The sequence below is a fragment of the Pseudoalteromonas luteoviolacea NCIMB 1942 genome, assembly GCF_001625595.1.
GTDB lineage: Bacteria > Pseudomonadota > Gammaproteobacteria > Enterobacterales > Alteromonadaceae > Pseudoalteromonas > Pseudoalteromonas luteoviolacea_A.
On record NZ_AUXT01000205.1, the window covers coordinates 62993 to 83003 of the forward strand.

Here is a 20011-nt window from a genome sequence, read left to right on the forward strand (position 1 = left end):
CCTTAGGGCGCTACAGAGCTAGCGCCTTTTTTAACTCCGCCAATTGAGCTTCTGTATAAGCCTTGGCTGGGTTTACACCCCATACAGGTTTAGGCCATGCCGCATCATGCTCAAAACGAGCGATATGATGAAGATGTAACTGGGGCACCATATTACCCAACGCAGCTACATTTAGTTTGTCTGGTGTAAATACAGACATTAACAATTCACTTAACTGCTTTGATTCTTGCCAAAACTGAATTTGCTGATGTTCGTCAAGGTCGATAATCTCTCTCAGACCAGCTACTGTTGGCACTAAAATAAACCATGGATATTGACTATCGTTCATAAGTAGAACTTTACAAAGGGGCCAATTCGCTAATTCTATGCAATCTCGTTGTAATTCTGGGGCCAATTCAAAAGTCATCATTAAACACTCCAAATAGAAAAGCAGATACCAATGATATCTGCTTTTGAATTAAAAGTAGTGACTGAATGTGTTTACAGACACTAAATTTTGTTTATAGGCAGTAGCGCGCGAATAAGCTACTTACTGTTGCTGCCGTTGGCTTACCATGTTGCCAATCGCCACCTTCGACACCGCTGCCAGCAATGTCCATGTGAACGTACGGTATCGGCTGCTCAGAATCACAGCCATGTTTGTCTAAACCACCAACGATGGCTAAAAATGCCATTGGGAACTGGTGACCACGTGCTGTTACGGCTGAAGGAGCGTTATTGCTAGATAGCACATCATCAGCTAAGGTGCGTGGTTTAACAAAGTCGTAATCTTCGCGGCGACTGCGTGACACTTCAGCACAATCTGCCCATAGATCACCTTGATCAGCAATTAAGCGAGATACAGAGCTTGCGCGTGCCGGTCCATTTTCAACATAAGCGCTATAAGGACCCATTGCACGTGCAGCATGGCCAGTCAGTGTCGCGACAGTAAATAGCTCAGGGTTAATCTCAGACTTAGCGAGGTCTTTTACTTCGCTCAATAAATCGCCCATCGCCAAACGCCCTTCCGCATCAGTATTACCGATGCGCACGCGAACACCCTCACGTGTCTCTATGATCTCATCTGGTACAAAACAATCTGAACCAATCGAGTTTCTCACCACTGCCAAGTAAGCAATAACTTTCACACCTTTAGGTTGATACTCAGCAACCGCTTTCATAAAGCCTGCCACAGATGCCGCACCGCCTTTGTCACGGCTCATGCCAGCCATGAAACCACCTACTTTAAGATCAGCACCACCTGTGTCATACACTAGGCCTTTACCAACAAACATCAAAGTGCGCTCCACGTCACCTTCTGGCACGTATTCCATCTTAACAACACGAGGGTGATGACGCTCAACAGCATAAGATGCACGCGCAACAGTACCAAGCATCGGATAGTCTCTATCAATTGTGGCCCTGTCAGAAATAACTTCAACGCTCACTGATGTATCGGCAAATAACTCAACACAATAATCAGCAAAACGAGGAGGCGCCATACGCTCAGGTTCAGTACCACATAAATCGCGTGCAGCATATTGGCCTGCCGCAATCGCATTTAGCTGTGAACAGAGTGCTTCGTCTGCACCAACCAGAAATGCTTGCTCTACCGGTTCTATCTGCGCACTACGATACTCACGAGCTTCAAGTGGTTGCCATAGCATTTGACAAGCCCCTAAAAAGGCAACCTGCAGTGCGTTTGTATAACGCGCTTCTTGCGGTACACCCGCAAGAACAATAACTGGTTTAACAGCACCCGCCGCTTTAGCTTGGGCAATACCCGCTTGACCGGCTTCAAAAAAGCGACGAACATCGTCGAAATCTCTATTTAATGGACCGGTAGGTGCCACAATTAAACGCTTTCCAGGAACACCTTCAGCAAGTAAAACATTCGCTTGGCTGCTCAGTCTTGCGTCAACAGCTAGATAAGGCGCTACAGCTTCATTAAGCAGCTTATCACCTAATTCAGCTACATTTGAAGTGATTACAATCACGGCATCCGCGTCATTTTGCTGCCAGCTAGATGCAGGCAGAGCGAGAGGAAAAGACATAAAAAAGGCCCTTTTTCTTATAATGAAAGGGCCGATTATCGGTTATTTATGCCAAAGAACCAAGCTAGAAGCTGGATTATTTACTGTCCGGTGCGCTTTGCGGTGTATTTTTCAGTTTACTTACAACACTCCAAGCCTCAAGCATGACTAATACACTCACAACAAGTACTACAATATCTAGCCCAACCAGTAACCAGTTACCTTTTTCATAGTACTCACCTAATTTAATCAATCCAGCAAAGAAGGCCATAAGAATCACAAAGATCATCGGAATAAGCGTAAACTTAGCAGGTCGACCTAATTTGATAAGATATACCGAGAGAACCAACAAAGTTAAGCTGGCTAATATTTGATTGGTTGAACCGAATAAAGGCCAGATGATCATGCCGCCGCTACCGGACGCACCACCTGCACCAAACGCGAGTAGTAAACAACACCCCACAGCAACCAAAGTCGCAATAATGCCATTTTTAAGGACTGGCAATTTGTATATGTCACCCCACTCTTGAATGATATAACGCTGGAGTCGAACACCTGAATCCATTGTTGTTCCGGCGAATAATACAACCATTACAGCCAATAGCGTAGATGCAATCTCAGCTGGTAGTCCCCAACCTGTGCTAATTAAATTGGAACCACCTTGAATGAATGCACCCACTGAGCCGGCTCCCAAGTGACTGTATATTTCATGCCACTCCTCAGGCGAAACGGCCAACATAACGCCACTCACAGCAACCAAAGTGATCAATGCCAGAGACCCCTCGCCTACCGCACCAAGGTAGCCAACAAAGCGACCATCCGTCTCTTTGTTTAGCTGTTTAGAACTAGTACCAGATGAGACAATTCCATGAAAGCCCGATACTGCGCCACAGGCAATGGTGACAAATAAAAGTGGAATGATACTCGGTGTATCAATGGCAGTCTGGGTGTTAAAAGCAGGCGCCGTGATATCTGGCATGACGACAAATACCGCACCGTAAAGCAGCACCAAGCCCACTAAGAGTTGCATACCATTAATAAAATCACGGGGTTGAAGTAACATCCAGACAGGCAATAATGACGCAACAGCGGCATAAACAAAGAGTATTAAAATCCAACTAGCTTTATCGGTTAAGCCAAACACTTCACTCGGCAAAGCGATGGGCATACCACTTCCAACATAGATTGTGGCATATAAGATAGCGACCCCAACCAAACACAGTGGAACCAATGGCACTTTGCGTTTTAACAGCTGACCAATAATCAGCGCCACAACAATGGCCGCCCAAGCTGGAAAAACGGCATTAGGGTTTGCGACAAAAGAATTGGCAATAACCACACCAAATACCGCATTCACCATCAGTAATACCAAAAACACCACAATCATAAATAACGCGCGAGTACGTTTTCCTATGACGCTTTCAGAAAGCGCACCCATTGACTTACCCTTATGGCGAGCACTGGCCCACAGAGCGCCCATGTCATGCACACCGGCAAAAAATATGGTGCCAATAACTACCCAAAGTACGGCAGGAACCCAGCCCCAATAAACCGCTATCGCAGGACCAACAATAGGCGCAGCACCAGCAACAGAGGTAAAATGATGCCCCCACAACACCACTTTATTAGTAGGTACATAATCAACACCGTCGTTAAATTCGTGGGCAGGCGTGACGAAGTCGTCATCCATTTTGAAGATCTTTGTGGCAATAAACTTGGAATATATAAACCAGCCAAACAGCATACCCAAGATACCAAACAACACTATCATAATAGATTGCATGGGATGTCCTCTGTGTTATTTTTGTATTAACATCACTCTAACACGGATAGACATAAAAGCAGTTATATTTTAGTCGCAGTGTACCACTTATCTAGTTATTAAATGCTTGTAATTCGGCTGTAATCAATTGAACAGTCCCATCTGCACCTGATTGCTTGGCGAATCCCCCAAACCAATTTGCACGCCTACAAGCCTCACAGGTTTACCACCGTGGCGAGCCACCGCTTGTTCTAGTAAAGTGCACAAAATATCTTGATCGATCCCAAGACATTGGCACTCTTTCGTCGTTTGAGTAAAGTCGTAAAACTTTACCTTCACACCCAATTTAGTAAATTCGCGCTCAGATTGATAAGCAGCGCTACGACGGGTCAATTCAGGGATGAGCTTGTCACACAAAATGGACTTTAATTGGCTAAGGTCTTGAATATCCTTTTCAAACGTGGTTTCGACCCCGACAGACTTACGTACCCGCTCCGTTTCAACGCCCCGCTCATCTATTCCTTGGCAGCGTCGCCACAATACTTTGCCAAACTTACCGAAACGGTTTGCCATTTCATCTAAGCTAAGTGCTTTAATATCTTTACCATGCACCAAACCACAAGCCAGTAGTTTTTCATGGGTAACTTTGCCAACCCCAGGGATTTTTTTAAGTGGCAATGAATCGATAAATTCATCTACTTGAGAAGGCGTGATAACACACTGACCATTAGGCTTATTCTCATCGCTGGCAATCTTGGCAAGAAACTTTATTGGTGCAATGCCAGCAGACGCAGTAAGACCCGTTTGATGATAGATCTCAGCTCTGATCTGCTGGGCAATCAGGGTAGCGCTTCCCTGACAAGCACGGCAATCGGTCACATCCAAATACGCTTCATCTAATGAAAGAGGTTCGATTAAGTCAGTATACTTTGCGAAAATAGCGCGGATCTGTTTTGATACTTCTTTGTAGACTTGCATCCGACCAGGAACAATTATCAACTGAGGACATAACTGCTTAGCTTTGTAGTTAGACATGGCCGAGCGCACGCCATACTCACGCGCAATGTAATTTGAAGTAGATAACACACCACGATGACTACGGCCACCAATGGCCATTGGAACATTAGCCAGAGATGGGTTATCGCGCATTTCTACTGCAGCGTAAAAACAATCCATATCAATATGAATAAACTTTCTCACAGATGCGCCCAACAAATAAAACTGTTTATATATACAGTATAGTGACAGCTCAAGGTACATTTGTCCAGCTCTGTGCGTGATGTAAACTTTTCCCTAAACACTCCCGAGGCTTGGCGCTGTACAATTGCAAATTTCTGTTCACCTACAGATTGTTCGATACAAAGCTCTGCAGATCATCTTGAAATGCTCTACACTGCTGTTAGAACATTTTTGTATGTAGCGCAATTGCGTTGTTGCATCAACAGTTTTAACCTGTCCACCTTTGCAAGGAGTATGTATGAAGTACAGCCAACTAGGCCACACGTCAATTGAGATTTCGCGTGTCTGTTTGGGGAGTATGACTTGGGGGTTGCAAAACAATCAGCATGACGCTGACGAACAAATAAACTATGCGCTGAGTCAAGGGATTAACTTTATCGATACTGCTGAAATGTATGCAGTACCACCATCGCCGGAAACCTACGGTAAAACAGAACAAATAATCGGCAATTGGATAAAACGTCACTCTGAAAAACGTCAAGAGATTGTATTAGCGACTAAAATTGCTGGTGCAGGGCTTGATTGGATAAGAAATGGGCGACCTATTAATAAACAAACCGTGATAGATGCCGTTGACCATTCTTTGGAGAGACTAAACACCGACTATATAGATGTATACCAATTACACTGGCCAAATAGAACCTCTCCTCATTTTGGTAAACACTGGCACGGTATGTTGGACTTACATGCCGTGAGCAAGGCTCAACAACTTGAAGAAATGGCAGACATTCTTGAGGGGATAAAGTCCTGCATCACCGCAGGGAAGATTAGACATTGGGGGCTGTCGAACGAAACGCCATGGGGCTTAAATACCTACCTGAACCTATGCCACCAGAAAGGTTTGGAAAGGCCTGTTTCTATTCAAAATGAATTCAACTTGCTCCATGAAAAAGACTGGCCCTATTTACTGGAGAATTGCGTTAATGAAGATATTGCCTATCTCCCCTGGTCTCCGCTCGCAGGAGGGCTATTAAGTGGCAAATATTTAGGGGGCGCAAGACCAGCAGGCAGCCGCTGGACCCTGATGCAACGACATGGGTTATTCAGAGACACCCAGTACTCTCAGCAAGCCACGGCAGCATATCAAGAAATTGCCCACGAGCATCATATAACGACGGCACAGTTAGCCCTTGCGTGGTGTGATCAGGTTGATGGGGTAGCTTCGACGATTATTGGCGCAACGAGTATGAGTCAGCTAAAAGAAAACATTACTGCTTTTGACAAGCCTTTACCACCAGAAGCGCTTGCAGAAATAGACACCATTCTCAAAACCTACCCTGTGCCTTTTTAGGACTCAATCGCATGCAGGTGTGATAGTATCATCACCCTGCATGTATTCGATATTTCAGTAATTTATGAGACAACTCAATTTATCTCCAGCTCAGCCTTTGTCAGGCTCGTGCTTTGAAAGACTGGCTGCCCGTGCAATTGTCCTGCGCGGTAATGACATTCTATTACTTTACACGGCTAGGTATGATGATTACACGCTTCCAGGAGGCGGTGTAGACAACGGCGAAGACATGGAAGACGCCCTAGCAAGAGAGCTCTTAGAAGAAACCGGTGCAAAATCTGTTACCAATATTAAGCCATTTGGGGTTTATGAAGAATATCAGCATTGGTACAAGCCTGATTTTGACAACGTAAAAATCGTATCACATTGCTATTTAGTTGAAATCTGTGGTGAATTCACCACACCACAAATGGAGTCTTATGAACAAGCCAATGGCATGCGCCCTGTGTGGTTACCAATCAAAGACGCAATCGCACACAATCGCAGTGCTTTGGCAAATAGCGACAAAAAAGGTCAATCATTACAAAGAGAAACCATTATTTTAGAAGCCATCGCAGATGAGTTTGGATTGAACTAACCCGAATATTTTTGGTCTTAAGCACTGCCCCATGCCACCATTGATTGGTTGATAATAATAACACAGGGAAAGGGAAGCCAGTGCATAAAACACTATCAACGATATTACTATCTATCACAGCCCATTTATTGTTGCTGTTTTTACTGAGTAAACAGGTAGTAATATCACCCCAACCGTCCCCAGCTCCCGCAATGAAGACTTATCTTGTTTTTGAGGATCGCGAGCCTGAACGCCAAACAACGACAGTACGAACAGCACCACCCCATTCTGACGTGCGTTCTAAACCCCAAGAACCTAAACAGGTATCAGCGCCTCAGGCTAACCCAAAGCAAACGATTGAAAGGGCTGCACCTCATCATGCATCACCCCCTCAACATAAACCAGAGCCAGAAGCACCAAATGAGATTGACGCAACTTCAAGCAAGGCTTCAAATCAGGCTTCAAAAAGCCTGACTACCGAACCTCATTTTAAGCGGTTAGATCCCTATTTGGGGTTAGAGTCTTTTAGGGCGCAGCAAGCGAAGCTCAGCACAAGCTTTAGCGGTCGCGATGTAAACCGAAATATGCATTCAGAGTCACGACTAACAGTCCCTACTGAGCATAAAAACATCCCGATGCAAGGGCCAAAAATGGTAACGAAAAATCTGCTTTTTACGGAATACCAAAAGGGGGACACTTGTTTCAAGGTCATGCATGCGGATCCAAGTACTCCAGCACCAGAAGGCTTTTCGAATGAGTGGGTTTCTCTTGGGTATAAATGTAACAAAAGTGTAACATATAACACATATGACGCTGTAATGAACAAGTGGTTAGACAAATAATCTCAATAAATCTGACTTCGCATTGGTAATTTATAAATTCTGTTCTAAGTTTTGTTGTTAGGAGCAACAAGGTTAAAGGAGTAGAGAATGACCATTCGCCAGACTTTTATATTACTTTCTTCGTTAGTTATGCTCGCCATGTTTTGTATGGTAGGCGTTTTGTGGTACGAGACCACGCACATCGCATCTCTTGGCCAACGTCTTGCAAAAAGCAAAGAGATAAGTAACGACCTGCTCATGCTCAGACGTCATGAAAAAGATTTTCTACTGCGCAAAAAGGAAAAGTACGTCGGTAAATTTGACGCACGGATCAAGCAAATGCGAAATAACATTCGGATTTTAAGTACGCAATTGCCTGAACCTTTGCAACAAGAGCTTCGAATCGCTGAAAACGATTTATCAGACTACGAACTTAAGCTCCGAAACTTAGTCACGCTAGATCAAAAAATAGGCCTCACACCCACGCTGGGCCTACGGGGTGAATTTAACCAAGCAGAGCTAGCACTGCATGAATCTCTTACCAACATTGGTGACATTACCGCAATGAGTAAAGCCCTCAGGCTTGTCTTATTAGAAAATGACTTTCAAACCAATTTGAACATGTCCACCAAACAAGAAGTAACCCAGCAGTTGGCCGTGATGAAAGTATATTTCAACGACCAATTTCGCGAAGGACAAAACGACCTAACTAAATTTGAAAATACCGCCCGCGCACTCACGGCCGCACTCATGGAGCGTGGTCTTGATTCAGAGTCAGGATTGCGAGGAGAGTTAAGAAGCAGCATTCACAAAGTTGAAAATACGATGACGCAATTGTCCGACCAAATTGACCAAAACATTCACCAAGAGCTGGGGACTGCGAAAAACCAAGGGATAGCGCTTGCCACTATTTTGACTGCAATTATCGCAGGGCTGTTGTTGTGGAAGGGATACAAAATAGTCAGCCGATTAAAAGCTGCCAATGACAATATGGCCACCATTAGCCATGGCGCCGGTGATCTAACCCATCACATCGATCTGAGAGGGCAAGATGAAGTCACGGAGTTTACCGGCTCTGTTAATCAGTTTATTGATACTACCGCAAACATAGTACGAGAAATTAAGCATACTGGTGAAAATGTCGAAACAGGTGCACATCATTCGGTAGAAGTGACAAAGCGCTCACAACAAGCCATTGAAGAGCAGAAAAACAATACTCATGCGGTTAAAACAGCAGTAAGCGAGTTAGTCCAAGCCGTATCACTTATCGCTGAAAACAGTGTTGCCGTGCAAAACAATGTCAACGAAGCTGACGAAAATATGGCTAGAGGCTCTGACATTATGCACAAAGCACACAACAACATGTCGGAATTAACTGGCCATATAAATCAGAATAGTCAGCTTATGCAGCAGCTTTCGTCTGCAAGTGGTGAAATTGAAAGTGTCACTTCTGTGATACGTGGGATAACAGAGCAAACCAACCTGTTGGCGCTCAATGCCGCTATCGAAGCTGCACGAGCAGGTGAGAGTGGCAGAGGCTTCGCTGTAGTTGCTGACGAAGTAAGAACATTGGCAAAGCGCACCCAAAGCTCTACCGTTGAAATTGAACGTATGATCCACAGCTTGCAAAGCTTGGTAACCGAGTCTGAACAGGCGATGCAAACCAGCTTGAACTTGAGCGAAAAGATGTATGAGGGTATTACAGATGCCCAGCAAAGCATGGACGAAAACAAACTAGCTATGGACAAAATTCGTGACATGATCATTCAAATCGCTGGCGCAACTGAAGAGCAAATGGCCACAGTTCAAGGAGTCGAAGATGCCGCGGCAAATATTTCAGTGTCTGCGGAGCAGCTCTATGTAGACTCCTGTGAGAACTGTAAAAATTGTGAAGCGTTAGAACATGATGCCCACCGAATGCAGGAGGATGTTTCACGTTTTAAAGTTTAGCTAAAAACCGCCAGCCGCTTTTTGTCTTTTCCGGCACCCATTTACTTGAGTAGATAAGCGCACCCCCACTTGTCAGATCAAAGTAATTCGCTTATCTGCTCGAATTATCCCGCAGAAATGTTAAAGTCATAGCCCAGCGCATACATTGGTCGCTTTTAAATCAAAGGAATAGGCATGAGTGTAAAACGCATAGGGCAATTTTTTAATCCTCATTCGGTCGCGGTTATTGGTGCGTCCAGCAATCCAGCTCGCGCGGGCAATGTGGTGATGCGTAATTTACTGCAAGGCGGGTTTAAAGGGCCTGTTATGCCAGTCACGCCAAAATATACTGCGGTGCAAGGTGTGCTTGCCTACCCTAATATTGAAAGCCTCCCACATACGCCTGATTTAGCCATCCTTTGCACAAACAAAAATGCTGTTTGTCAGCTAATTAAAGAGTTGGGACAACTCGGGTGTCGGCACGCAATTATTGTTGCAGCTGGTCTAGATACCAAGCAAAAATTACAATTAAAAGAGACAGCACTCAGTGCCGGTGTCACCATCCTCGGCTCCAATAGTCTTGGGCTTATATTGCCCCATATCGGCCTTAATGCGAGCTTTTCACATACAATTGCGAGACCCGGTAAACTCGCGTTTGTTTCACAATCTGCCGCGGTATGTTCAACAATCCTTGATTGGGCTCAAAATAAACATATTGGCTTTTCTCACTTTGTTTCCGTGGGAGATTGCATCGACATCGATTTTGATGAGCTGCTTGATTATTTGGCTAGAGACGCAAAGACCTCTGCCATATTGCTCTATATCGACAACATTAAAGATGTACGAAGATTTATATCAGCTGCCCGAGCCGCAGCGTTTAATAAACCCGTTATTGCGATTAAAACAGGGCGAACTTTAGCTGGCGCTCAAGCGGCATACAACCATACAGGCGGCAAGACTTCCGATGATGCAGTCTACGATGCAATGTTCCAACGCGCTGGTATGTTGCGCGTAAACGACTTGCGTGAGCTGTTTGCTGCGACCCAGACCTTAGCGCTGCACCCTAAGCTTCTAAAAGTTGAACACTTAACCATTTTAACTAACGGCGGTGGCCCTGGCATCATGGCGGTAGATACGCTTTTGATGCGCTCCGGTAAACTGGCGACACTCAGTGAACAAACGATTGCGGCGCTCAATAAAATCGTGCCGCAATCTTCACAGACCGACAACCCGGTGGATATTTTTGGCGATTCATCACCTCAAAGATACCAACAAGCATTAGAAATTCTTTTAAAAGCTGATGAAGTAAAAAACCTACTTATCATCCATACACCTTCAGCGCTGGCACCGAGTAGCGCATATGCCAAGATTATTGCTCAAACCTTAGAAAAGCTCCCTAAGATGGCACGCCCTTTTGTTATGACAAACTTTATGGGTGAGGATGCGGCGCGCTCTGCTAGAGATATATGTGTCCTGAGTCACATTCCCACTTACCGCACACCTGAAGGCGCAGTGAGTGCCTTCATGCATTTGATCACTTATAGACGTAACCAAAAACACCTGACACAAACACCTGAGTCAATTATTCAAGATGATTTAATAAATAGTACAGCGGCCAAGCAACATATTTCACAGTACTTAGACTCCGGATACCACTATCTATCGACCCACTCATCTCGCCAAATCCTAGCATGCTATGGTATTGAATGTATTGAGACAGAAGTCGCGCTAACACCCAGCGATGCAAGAGAACAGGCAGATAAAATCGGTTACCCGGTTGCTTTAAAACTTATCAGTCCTGCGATCCCATCAAAATCTGAGGTGGGTGGTGTCGTTCTAAATTTAAACGATGGTAACGAGGTCGAACAAACCGCCTTTGCTATGCTACTGCGTATCAAAAAAACCTACCCCGATGCTGAGATTGAAGGCTTTTCATTACAAAAAATGGCATCTAGAGCCGGTACACAAGAGCTCAGAATTGCCATCAAAACAGAGCCTGATGTCGGGCCGGTTATCCTATTAGGTGAAGCAGGTACGGGCTTAAACTTTTCTCAAGCCGCCGTCGCGTTACCTCCTCTCAATATGAATCTAGCCAAGTATCTGATTGCAGCGGCGCATGATAAAGGAGTATTAAAAGAACGTACCTTGCCTGATAAAGTCGATAAATATCGTCTCTGTGCGCTACTCACAAGAGTGTCACAAATGATTGTAGAGCAACCCGATATATGCACTTTGGAGCTAAACCCAATCTTAGCCAGTTCGGGACAGTTTCTAGTTTTAGACGCACAGATCACACTCTCGTCTTATACCCCTCTTGCTGGCAGAAAGCGATTAGCCATCAAGCCATATCCGAAAGAGCTAGAGCGCAGTATTACCCTTAAAAATGGTCATCAAGCTATGCTGAGGCCCATCAAACCGGAAGATGAACGCAGCCATCAAGAGTTTGATCAATCACTTAGCCAAGAAGACAGGTATAGAAGGTTCTTTGGCCAGTTACCTCAATTTACCCATGAGCAGTTAGCGAAGATGACGCAAATTGACTACGACCGAGAAATGGCCTTCATTGTCAGTGAGCGACATAAAAGTACCTATCGCACACTTGGAGTATCTCGAGTTTTGATGGATCCAGACAACATTAGTGCTGAGTTTTCGGTAATTGTCCGATCTGATAGCCAAGGCTTAGGGCTAGGAAAGCTGCTGATGAACGCGGCCATAGATTACTGCCGAGACCAAGGCGTAGGGACCATTGAAGGGATCACATTACCTGAAAATTCGGGCATGATAACTCTCGCAAAACACCTAGGCTTTAAAGTAAAGCGTGATTTTGAAGAGGGAGCTACCATTATGACTCTGCCCTTAAATGAAAGCACTGAACATAAGTAAATAATGTGAATAGCGAACAATGAGTTTAACTCTAAGACAAAAAACAGCTGCAATTTTAGAAGGCAGTGGACGATACAGAAAAGTGGCTCACGCCCTAGATATATTCCTAATTGCGCTGATTATATTTAATGTCCTTGCAATTGTACTTGAGTCAGTGCCAGCATTGGCACAGCAGTACCATCGCTTATTTTTTTACATTGAAGTTATTTCTGTCGGTATTTTCTGCATTGAATATCTACTCAGACTATGGTGCTGTGTCGACAAAGTAAACTATCGAGATAAAACCAAAAGTCAACTTGCTATTAGGTTTAAATATGTGAGATCACCACTGGCTGTGATCGATCTCATCGCTATTTTACCTACCTTGTTGATGGTATTTTTTACCTTTGACTTGCGCTTCTTACGAGTAGTAAGACTGATGAGAATTTTTAAACTGACTCGCTACTCGCGTGCGATGCAGTTACTGCTCGCTGCATTTAAAGAGGAGGCGAGCTCTTTGATGGCAGCGTTTTTTATTATGTCATTGGTGCTGATAGTCGCATCCTGTGGTATTTACCTTATTGAACATGACGTCCAACCTGAAAAATTTGGTTCAATTCCTGCCGCAATGTGGTGGGCCATGGCAACGCTTACCACGGTAGGCTACGGGGATGTTGTACCCATTACCCCTCTAGGTCGCTTTTTTGGTGGCGTAATCACCTTATTGAGTATGGGGATGGTTGCTATCCCTACAGGCATACTTGCATCGAGCTTCGCTGACCAATTGCGTAAACGACGTGATGCCTTTAATGAGGCTATCTTGCATGCGCTGGTGGATGGAGAACTCGAAGAAAGTGAACTGGAACACTTGGTGGCACTGAGAATACAACTTGGGCTCAGTGCCAGTGAAGCCAATCAAGCAATCAAGCTTATGACATCACAGCGCGCACAAAATATGTATTGCAGGCACTGTGGTCAAAAGCTTTAATCGCGAAACATTTCTTGCCAAGCGTTTTCCATCTGGTGTGAAATTAAATCACCAGGTAGCGGTGGACTGAATAGGTAACCCTGAAAACGCTCACAACCAAGCATTCTTAAAAATTTTAACTGCTCTGTACTCTCAACACCTTCAGCGATACAAAACTTACCTAAACTATGGGCCAGTGACAGGGTTGAATGGATAATGGTTTCATGGTCTTTGTCCACACCTATATCGGAGATAAAGCTGCGATCTATCTTTAACGCGTCCACTGGGAATTGCTTCAAATACGTCAAAGACGAATACCCTGTACCGAAATCGTCCATATACAAACGACAGCCCAAAGCACGCAATGCTTTCATCCGATCTATCGCCTGCTCCGCATCCGCCATCATAACCGATTCAGTGATCTCAAATACTAGACATCGACCTGGCACATTGGCCTTCAAAAGGGCTTGTCTGATCCTTGCTATCAGCTCATCGTACTCAAAGTCTAACGCTGAAAGGTTAATAGATAGGTACAGATCAGGCCAAGATAAATGCCACACCTTTAGCTCAATAAGAGCCCGCTCTAGAGTTTGAAGCAACAGCTTTGTAATTAGACCGGTTTTTTCAGCTGCATTTGCGAACTCTTGGGCACTGAAAGTCGGATCTTCAGGCCAACGTAGTAACACCTCAAACCCTTCTATCTCACCCTTGGTTCCATTAAGGATTGGTTGATAATAATTACAAAACAACTCGTCATTGTAAGCCGTATTCAAACGGCGTTCGATTTCAATTGTTCTTTTAGCCTGCTGATTAATATCGTGGTGATAAAATTGATAGCCACTAACCAACGACTTTTTAGCATGGCTTAGCGCTATTTCTGCCGCTTGATTTAATTCAAAGGCATCACTGGCATCTTCTGGATATAAGGCAATCCCTACATACACTTGCAAATGAACACGCTGATCATGTACATCAATACCTTCTTGAAAACGCTCCATCAGGCAATGGATGTAGCGTGTTACAGCATCTACATTGTCTAAATGCTCCATCAAAATAAAGAAATCTCGCTCATGACCAATTGCCAAACTATCAACTTCCCTAAAGCAACACTGTAAGGTTTGAGCGACCCTTTGAATGACATTCGAAACAAACTCATTGCCAAAGGTATCCGCTAATCGCTGCAATCTGCCAAACTTAATCGCCAATATCGCCATCGACTGCTCTGCATCTTTTGCCTGTTCAAGTGCATGCTGCACACGGTCCATAAATAGCACTTTATTTGGCAGCTTCGTCAATGAATCATAATTCGCTAATTGATAAAGTTCTTTTTCCGTGCGCTTTTGTTTGCTTATATCGGTCAAGACAATGATATAGTTTTGGCCAAGTGTAGCGGTCACCTTTACCAATACATGACGCACTTCGCCGCTAGGTAAGCGTAATGCCTCTTCAGCACTGTGATACTCGCCTTCGCTCAATTCGCTCATCGCACGCAAATAGTGCATCCGAACGTGGCGTTCAAGACCTAAACTTACGCTGGTACTTGAGATCGGGTTGGCTGGTACCGAGAAAGCCTCTTGTAGCGCCTTATTACAAGCAAGGATCCGAAAACGCTTATCAAAAATCATAACCCAGTCGCGCGTTTGCTCAAATGCTTCACCAAATAAGGAAGCACGCTCTTCAAACACACGTTCACGGGTCAAGTTAGTGTAAGTGCCCGCAACACGCATTGGAACAGCTTCACGCCACGCCATCACCTTGCCATAGTCCTTGTACCAGCGCCACTGCCCCACTCGATTTCGCAAACGGTAAGTACAATCTATATAGCCTTTTGCAGTTGATACAAACTCAAGCCATTCAATACGGAATAATGCGCGATCTTGTGGGTGTATTAACTCTAGGTAATCATCAAGATTGATATAATCCGTTTTATACCCTAGCTCATTAACGAGCCGCGGGTGATAAACCAAATTTGAGCCCGATTGCCAGTCCCACACCCCTGAATTGCTTCCTTCCAAGGCCATTTTTAAGCGAGTTTCACTGTTTCGCGTCTCTTTATGAGCCGCCATAAGTAATTGCGCTACTCGATTTTTACGATGTACCCATAAGGCGAAAAGCGCACTCGCTAATATCAAATAACAAGCCAAAGCCATTGGCGAACGCCAAAACGGATATTTAACTCTAATATTCAGCTCTGCCGGTTGCGTATAATCCCCTGTTAAGGGATCTTTTGCCCATACCTTTAAGCGGTGATTACCTGGGTTTAGCTTGGGGAAAACAACCCGATTGCTATTACGGCTTAAAATACGTTGCTCACCCGATAGCTGATATTCATATACAATCCGCTCTTGTGCAGTAAATGCCATTGCTGAAAAAGACACTTCTAGCCCAATATCATCATGATCCAACTCGATTGATGAAAAAGACTTGAGCCCGGCTGGTTTTAAGTCTCGAGACATTAAATCAACATTGGTAATGTTGACACGAGTTAACAACGGCTTACTAGGACGATTTACTTCTGGATCAAAAATAGTGATGCCCTGCAGCGAACCGTACGCTATTTTGCCATCTCGTAGCTTCACGGAAGATCCGCTATTGAATTCATTGCTCATCAAGCCATCGTTAATTGTGAAGCCCTGAAGATGAAAATTATCTGGGTCTAAGCGCCATATACCTTGATGCGAAGACATCCATATCATGCCAGCTTCATCTTGCTGCATCTCATATAATAGAAAATTGGTCACTGAAAACGAGTCGGCAGGTAGGGGAAGTTCTTTGTATCCATCCGCTGTCAATCTCACCAAACCGTGAGTCGCAAATGACAACCACAGCACATTATTTTTGTCGATTGTATAGCTAAGTAAATCCACAGCGGACTGCTTGTGTGCCTTGGGAACTTGATAAATCTGAGTCAACGTATCCGAGCTGTGATCATATCGGAACAAGCGTCCTTCACTATAAAAAACAGGTTGCGTGGGATGGCTAGATAAAGGTGGAAAGAAGCCATAACTGAGAAACGGGTCAAACTGTTCAAACTGAGTACCAAGCGATTCAAGCCGCCCTGTTTCAATATCAAACAAGTAAAAGCCTGAATTACCATCCACGAAATAAAGTAACCCAGGCTCAACTAATGCCGCTCCTTTGACAAAGCCAGCTAGCACTTCGGTGGCATTATTGTCTTGAGCACTAGGTCGATAGATTCGCTCTGTTTTAGGTTCAAACACAAACAATCCACGGTTGCTAATTAACCATAGTTTGTCTTTATGAGGGTATAGCGAAATAATGGAGTATTCCGGTAAAAAACTCTCTCCCATGTAGCCCTGCAAAAGAGGCTTTGCTTCACGCGTTTTCAGGTCATACCTTGTTAACCCATCGCGCGTCGCAGCCCAGATATACCCTTGAAATTCAACAAGTCCCCATATGGTGCCATGAGACAATTCACCAACAATTGACTCAGCTTGCACATTATCAAAAATATGGTTTTCAGGTGGCAAATAAAAAGCACCATCGGTCCGTGTTGCGACCCAAATCCCTGCATTTTGGTCTTCGTTTAAATGGATCACACTGCTATCAGAGATGGAAAATCGACTCTGCGACAACCTCAAGTCTGGCGTAATTGTCAACGACTCAGGATCAAGCCGCATTAACCCTTTATCGGTACCTAATAACACGTAGTTTTGCTGCCGTAACATGTGCCAGATATTAAAATCCTCAAGCAATGTTTTATAGCTTGGAGTCACATTAAAGTCCTTTTGCAATTCAGCTATATCTAAGGCATACAGACCTAACACTGCGCCCACTAATAAGGTGCTATCATCAAGTAATAACAAGGATTTTGTATTGTGCTCAAATGGATGTTCAGGAGAACGAATATGCTGAAGTGGTTTTAATTGCTTGGTGGGAATGTGATAAGCGAACAGTTGTTCGGTTGTGGCTATGTAAAGTATGTCGTCATACTGCAACAGTGCTCTCACTAGGCTACGCTCGGTCATCCCAGGAATAGGAATGGCTTCTTTAATTTCACCCGTTTGTTTATTCAGAATTGACACATTTTGCGTGCGACCTAACCAAAGCTCATCGCTGTTCTTTTCCAGCATTTGGAACACGCTATTGTGAATGTAGTCCTGCTCAGAGGAAGGCGTTTTAATATATTGCCGATAGGTATCTTGTTCTGGATTATAACTGAAGAAACCCGCACGGCCAGAAGCTATCCAAATCATACCCTCAGAGTCTTGATAGATCCGGTCGATTTGCATCTTATCCAAGGCACGATTAGGGCCCATTACCTCTAGTACTTGGTAACCATCATATCGATTCAAGCCCCCTTCAGTCGATAACCACAAATACCCTTTTTTATCAAATAATAAAGTATTCACGTAACTCTGAGATAAGCCTTCTGCTGGAGATATGCGCGCCACTTGCGCCGAGCAAACAGCACTAAATATGCAAACAAGTAAAAGGATAAACTGAATCATTTGTGCACGTTCCCTGAATAACACATAGGTACGATATCACGTCCTTGCTTTATGTAACTTGCAAATTTTTTTTGTAGTGCAGATGGTAGTGACACAATATCCACCGACTCAAACTCTAGCTTTGAATACAGCGCCGTGACATCTTGATAAGCAAATGTATAGACACACTGCTCGGTATTTTCAATGGCATGCGCAACAAGCATTTTTGCCAGCCCTTGACCTCTATACGCAGAATCAACAAAAACGGTTGATAAAAAAGCGTCATTATCAACATTTTGTACTCTGCATGCGGCAACTAAATCTGCCTGTTTGATGACCCAAACTTGATCTTGCTTTGTTGCTCGGCCGCGCACTTTATGTTCCTGAAAAAACTTGTTTACCAAAGGCGTTTGAATCGCAGGAAGGCAATAACAGCTTAACGTCATACTTACACTAACATAAGCCCAAGGTATTGTTCAAACTTGGCTTTTAAGGTATCACGCTCTGAAAGTGGTCGACTATTAATGGCATCGTACACCGCTTCCCGGGTATTTTTGCCACGCTTAATTTGATATGCCCAAAAGGACGCTTCGTACTCTAATTGGATTTGGTATTTATCCGCTCGAGAAAGATTACACAGGTTGTAGGACATCAGACTGTACAATTATTGAAATTCTTGAAAACAGTGTATCATATATGAACTGGACAGCGGCAGTACAGAATGACAAAGTTCTTGATGAATTACGCCACCCTGCGCATCGTGAACGAGGTCAAAATCCAGAAGAATAAGATAACATGTATGATAAGGAGACTATGTGCGGAATCTAACAATATTATGTATGCTGTTTCTATCCAACTGCGCTGTTGCCAGCGCCAAAACGCTTTACTTCAATCGACCAGCCGACACCGCACAAGCTCGGTATGTTATTGAGTTGCTTAGCCTTGCCTATAAAGACATTGGTCATAAACTCGAAATCATTGATTTTGATAGGCATAGTGCATTGATCGCAGCAAATGAGGGGGAACTCGATGGCCAATTAGGTCGTATTGCCGGCGTTACAGACAGCTATGCTAACTTAATTTATGTGGACTACCCGCTGTATTCCTTCAACCTTCAATTGATAAGCCACTGCTTGGTTTGTACATTCAATCAGCTGGATTCACTGGTTGTACAAAGTGGCTATTTAGTCGCGTACCAGTACATGATGGATAATCAATATACAGGTGAGCTAATTGAAGTAAAAAGCACGGCCGCACAGCTTAACTTATTGATGCAGAAAAAAGTGCAAGGTGCGCTTATCGTCGATTTCCATCTTAGAGAACATCTACCTTACATGGACATGGAAGCGGTTAAGATTGAAGACTTGATGACCATCGAGAGTTTTCACTACTTACATAAAAAACATTCCGCCCTAATCCCAAGACTAAAACAGACACTAAAAAAGTTAGAGAAAAAAGGTGTTACGGCAGTTTTAAAAGCTAAGTATCTGATTTAAATAAATCTTCTTGATGACCTGTGTTTGTTTCAGAAGCAGCCTGTGCGTCAGCTTTCTGTTTTGCTAAAACGCGCTTTTTCCTGCGTTGACATAACTCAATCACCGTCCGCTTTTGCTGCTCTGTCATTTTATTCCAGCAAAAACGTTCTTCTCTGCTGCGAAAACAACCTTTGCAGTAGCTGCGATTATTCACTTCACAGATCCCTTTGCATGGACTTGGGATCGGAAAAATTTCGATTTGTTCCATACTTAAGGCCAATAAAAATTCCAACTATCAACAAAAAAGATCATTAAAGTCGATACTACATGACTAAACACACTATTCAAATTTTAGTTGACAATTACTCAAACTAGGAATTATGGCGTGTAATAAGGGAATAGCAACGGAATAAGAATGAAGCGAAAAAGATAAAGCGTCTTGGCGTTAATAATTTATTGAAAAGAAGATGGTGCCGACTATCCGAGTCGAACGGATGACCTACTGATTACAAGTCAGTTGCTCTACCAACTGAGCTAAGTCGGCGCACCGAAAGGATGGTGCCCAGAGGCGGAATCGAACCACCGACACGAGGATTTTCAATCCTCTGCTCTACCGACTGAGCTATCTGGGCAAAATTTTTTAATT

15 protein-coding genes and 2 tRNA genes are annotated in these 20011 nt (G+C 43.9%); 7 read left to right on the top strand and 10 right to left on the bottom strand.

Annotation, left to right across the window (positions count from 1 at the left end; genetic code table 11):
- Positions 1-10 precede the first annotated feature (10 nt).
- The 4 genes from N482_RS21025 to dinB form a co-directional block, all read right to left on the bottom strand.
- Positions 11-406, bottom strand: coding sequence for an HIT domain-containing protein (locus N482_RS21025; protein ID WP_063378945.1), 396 nt, complete (start codon positions 404-406; stop codon positions 11-13).
- A gap of 94 nt (positions 407-500) precedes the next feature.
- Positions 501-2033 carry a M17 family metallopeptidase gene (locus tag N482_RS21030; RefSeq protein WP_063378931.1) on the bottom strand — a complete coding sequence of 511 codons (1533 nt, stop codon included), beginning with the start codon at positions 2031-2033 and terminating at the stop codon, positions 501-503.
- Positions 2034-2109: 76 nt separating this feature from the next.
- Positions 2110-3795, bottom strand: a complete 1686-nt coding sequence (locus N482_RS21035) for a carbon starvation protein A (protein WP_063378932.1) — start codon at positions 3793-3795, stop codon at positions 2110-2112.
- A 123-nt stretch (positions 3796-3918) separates the two neighbouring features.
- On the bottom strand, positions 3919-4974 hold the full coding sequence (dinB, locus tag N482_RS21040) for a DNA polymerase IV (protein ID WP_063378946.1): 1056 nt from the start codon (positions 4972-4974) through the stop codon (positions 3919-3921).
- Between the two features lie 277 nt (positions 4975-5251).
- Here dinB and N482_RS21045 point away from each other — a divergent pair, with 277 nt between their 5' ends.
- From N482_RS21045 to N482_RS21070, 6 genes are all read left to right on the top strand, one after another.
- On the top strand, positions 5252-6304 hold the full coding sequence (locus N482_RS21045) for an aldo/keto reductase (RefSeq protein WP_063378933.1): 1053 nt from the start codon (positions 5252-5254) through the stop codon (positions 6302-6304).
- A gap of 64 nt (positions 6305-6368) precedes the next feature.
- Positions 6369-6881, top strand: a complete 513-nt coding sequence (locus N482_RS21050; protein ID WP_063370793.1) for an NUDIX hydrolase — start codon at positions 6369-6371, stop codon at positions 6879-6881.
- A gap of 80 nt (positions 6882-6961) precedes the next feature.
- Positions 6962-7702 (top strand): hypothetical protein, encoded by a 741-nt coding sequence (locus tag N482_RS21055; RefSeq protein WP_196765364.1) that lies wholly within the window; start codon positions 6962-6964, stop codon positions 7700-7702.
- A gap of 87 nt (positions 7703-7789) precedes the next feature.
- Entirely contained in the window at positions 7790-9631 is a 1842-nt protein-coding gene (locus N482_RS21060) for a methyl-accepting chemotaxis protein (protein WP_063378935.1), read from the top strand.
- A gap of 174 nt (positions 9632-9805) precedes the next feature.
- Positions 9806-12493: a bifunctional acetate--CoA ligase family protein/GNAT family N-acetyltransferase gene (locus N482_RS21065; protein ID WP_063378936.1), complete on the top strand. Its 2688-nt coding sequence runs from the start codon at positions 9806-9808 to the stop codon at positions 12491-12493.
- A gap of 19 nt (positions 12494-12512) precedes the next feature.
- Positions 12513-13460, top strand: coding sequence for an ion transporter (locus N482_RS21070; RefSeq protein WP_063378937.1), 948 nt, complete (start codon positions 12513-12515; stop codon positions 13458-13460).
- Here N482_RS21070 and N482_RS21075 read toward each other — a convergent pair.
- From N482_RS21075 to N482_RS21085, 3 genes are read right to left on the bottom strand one after another with little or no spacing between them, the layout of a single operon-like run.
- Positions 13457-17911, bottom strand: a complete 4455-nt coding sequence (locus N482_RS21075) for an EAL domain-containing protein (RefSeq protein WP_081228139.1) — start codon at positions 17909-17911, stop codon at positions 13457-13459. The two genes, N482_RS21070 and N482_RS21075, sit on opposite strands and share 4 nt — an antisense overlap.
- A complete protein-coding gene (locus N482_RS21080) occupies positions 17908-18336 on the bottom strand; it encodes a GNAT family N-acetyltransferase (protein ID WP_063378938.1) in 429 nt (142 codons plus the stop codon). Before N482_RS21080 ends, N482_RS21075 begins: the two co-directional genes overlap by 4 nt.
- Before the next feature lie 2 nt (positions 18337-18338).
- Positions 18339-18542, bottom strand: coding sequence for a DUF3283 family protein (locus tag N482_RS21085; protein WP_063370787.1), 204 nt, complete (start codon positions 18540-18542; stop codon positions 18339-18341).
- 163 nt (positions 18543-18705) lie between these two features.
- Here N482_RS21085 and N482_RS21090 point away from each other — a divergent pair, with 163 nt between their 5' ends.
- Positions 18706-19386: a transporter substrate-binding domain-containing protein gene (locus N482_RS21090; RefSeq protein WP_081228141.1), complete on the top strand. Its 681-nt coding sequence runs from the start codon at positions 18706-18708 to the stop codon at positions 19384-19386.
- On the opposite strand, the gene N482_RS21095 is transcribed toward N482_RS21090, so the two are convergent.
- The 3 genes from N482_RS21095 to N482_RS21105 form a co-directional block, all read right to left on the bottom strand.
- Positions 19370-19633 carry a DUF1289 domain-containing protein gene (locus N482_RS21095; protein WP_063378940.1) on the bottom strand — a complete coding sequence of 88 codons (264 nt, stop codon included), beginning with the start codon at positions 19631-19633 and terminating at the stop codon, positions 19370-19372. The genes N482_RS21090 and N482_RS21095 overlap by 17 nt on opposite strands.
- A 200-nt stretch (positions 19634-19833) precedes the next feature.
- Positions 19834-19909: transfer RNA gene (locus tag N482_RS21100), tRNA-Thr, on the bottom strand.
- Positions 19910-19921: 12 nt separating this feature from the next.
- A tRNA-Phe gene (locus N482_RS21105) sits at positions 19922-19997 on the bottom strand.
- Between the last annotated feature and the right edge of the window lie 14 nt (positions 19998-20011).

Excerpts from the sequence above, each read along its gene's own strand:
- N482_RS21025 (WP_063378945.1), bottom strand. The coding sequence starts at position 406 with ATGACTTTTGAATTGGCCCCAGAATTACAACGAGATTGCATAGAATTA.
- N482_RS21030 (WP_063378931.1), bottom strand. The coding sequence starts at position 2,033 with ATGTCTTTTCCTCTCGCTCTGCCTGCATCTAGCTGGCAGCAAAATGAC.
- N482_RS21035 (WP_063378932.1), bottom strand. The coding sequence starts at position 3,795 with ATGCAATCTATTATGATAGTGTTGTTTGGTATCTTGGGTATGCTGTTT.
- N482_RS21045 (WP_063378933.1), top strand. The coding sequence starts at position 5,252 with ATGAAGTACAGCCAACTAGGCCACACGTCAATTGAGATTTCGCGTGTC.
- N482_RS21050 (WP_063370793.1), top strand. The coding sequence starts at position 6,369 with ATGAGACAACTCAATTTATCTCCAGCTCAGCCTTTGTCAGGCTCGTGC.
- N482_RS21060 (WP_063378935.1), top strand. The coding sequence starts at position 7,790 with ATGACCATTCGCCAGACTTTTATATTACTTTCTTCGTTAGTTATGCTC.
- N482_RS21065 (WP_063378936.1), top strand. The coding sequence starts at position 9,806 with ATGAGTGTAAAACGCATAGGGCAATTTTTTAATCCTCATTCGGTCGCG.
- N482_RS21070 (WP_063378937.1), top strand. The coding sequence starts at position 12,513 with ATGAGTTTAACTCTAAGACAAAAAACAGCTGCAATTTTAGAAGGCAGT.
- N482_RS21075 (WP_081228139.1), bottom strand. The coding sequence starts at position 17,911 with ATGATTCAGTTTATCCTTTTACTTGTTTGCATATTTAGTGCTGTTTGC.
- N482_RS21080 (WP_063378938.1), bottom strand. The coding sequence starts at position 18,336 with ATGACGTTAAGCTGTTATTGCCTTCCTGCGATTCAAACGCCTTTGGTA.
- N482_RS21085 (WP_063370787.1), bottom strand. The coding sequence starts at position 18,542 with ATGTCCTACAACCTGTGTAATCTTTCTCGAGCGGATAAATACCAAATC.
- N482_RS21095 (WP_063378940.1), bottom strand. The coding sequence starts at position 19,633 with ATGGAACAAATCGAAATTTTTCCGATCCCAAGTCCATGCAAAGGGATC.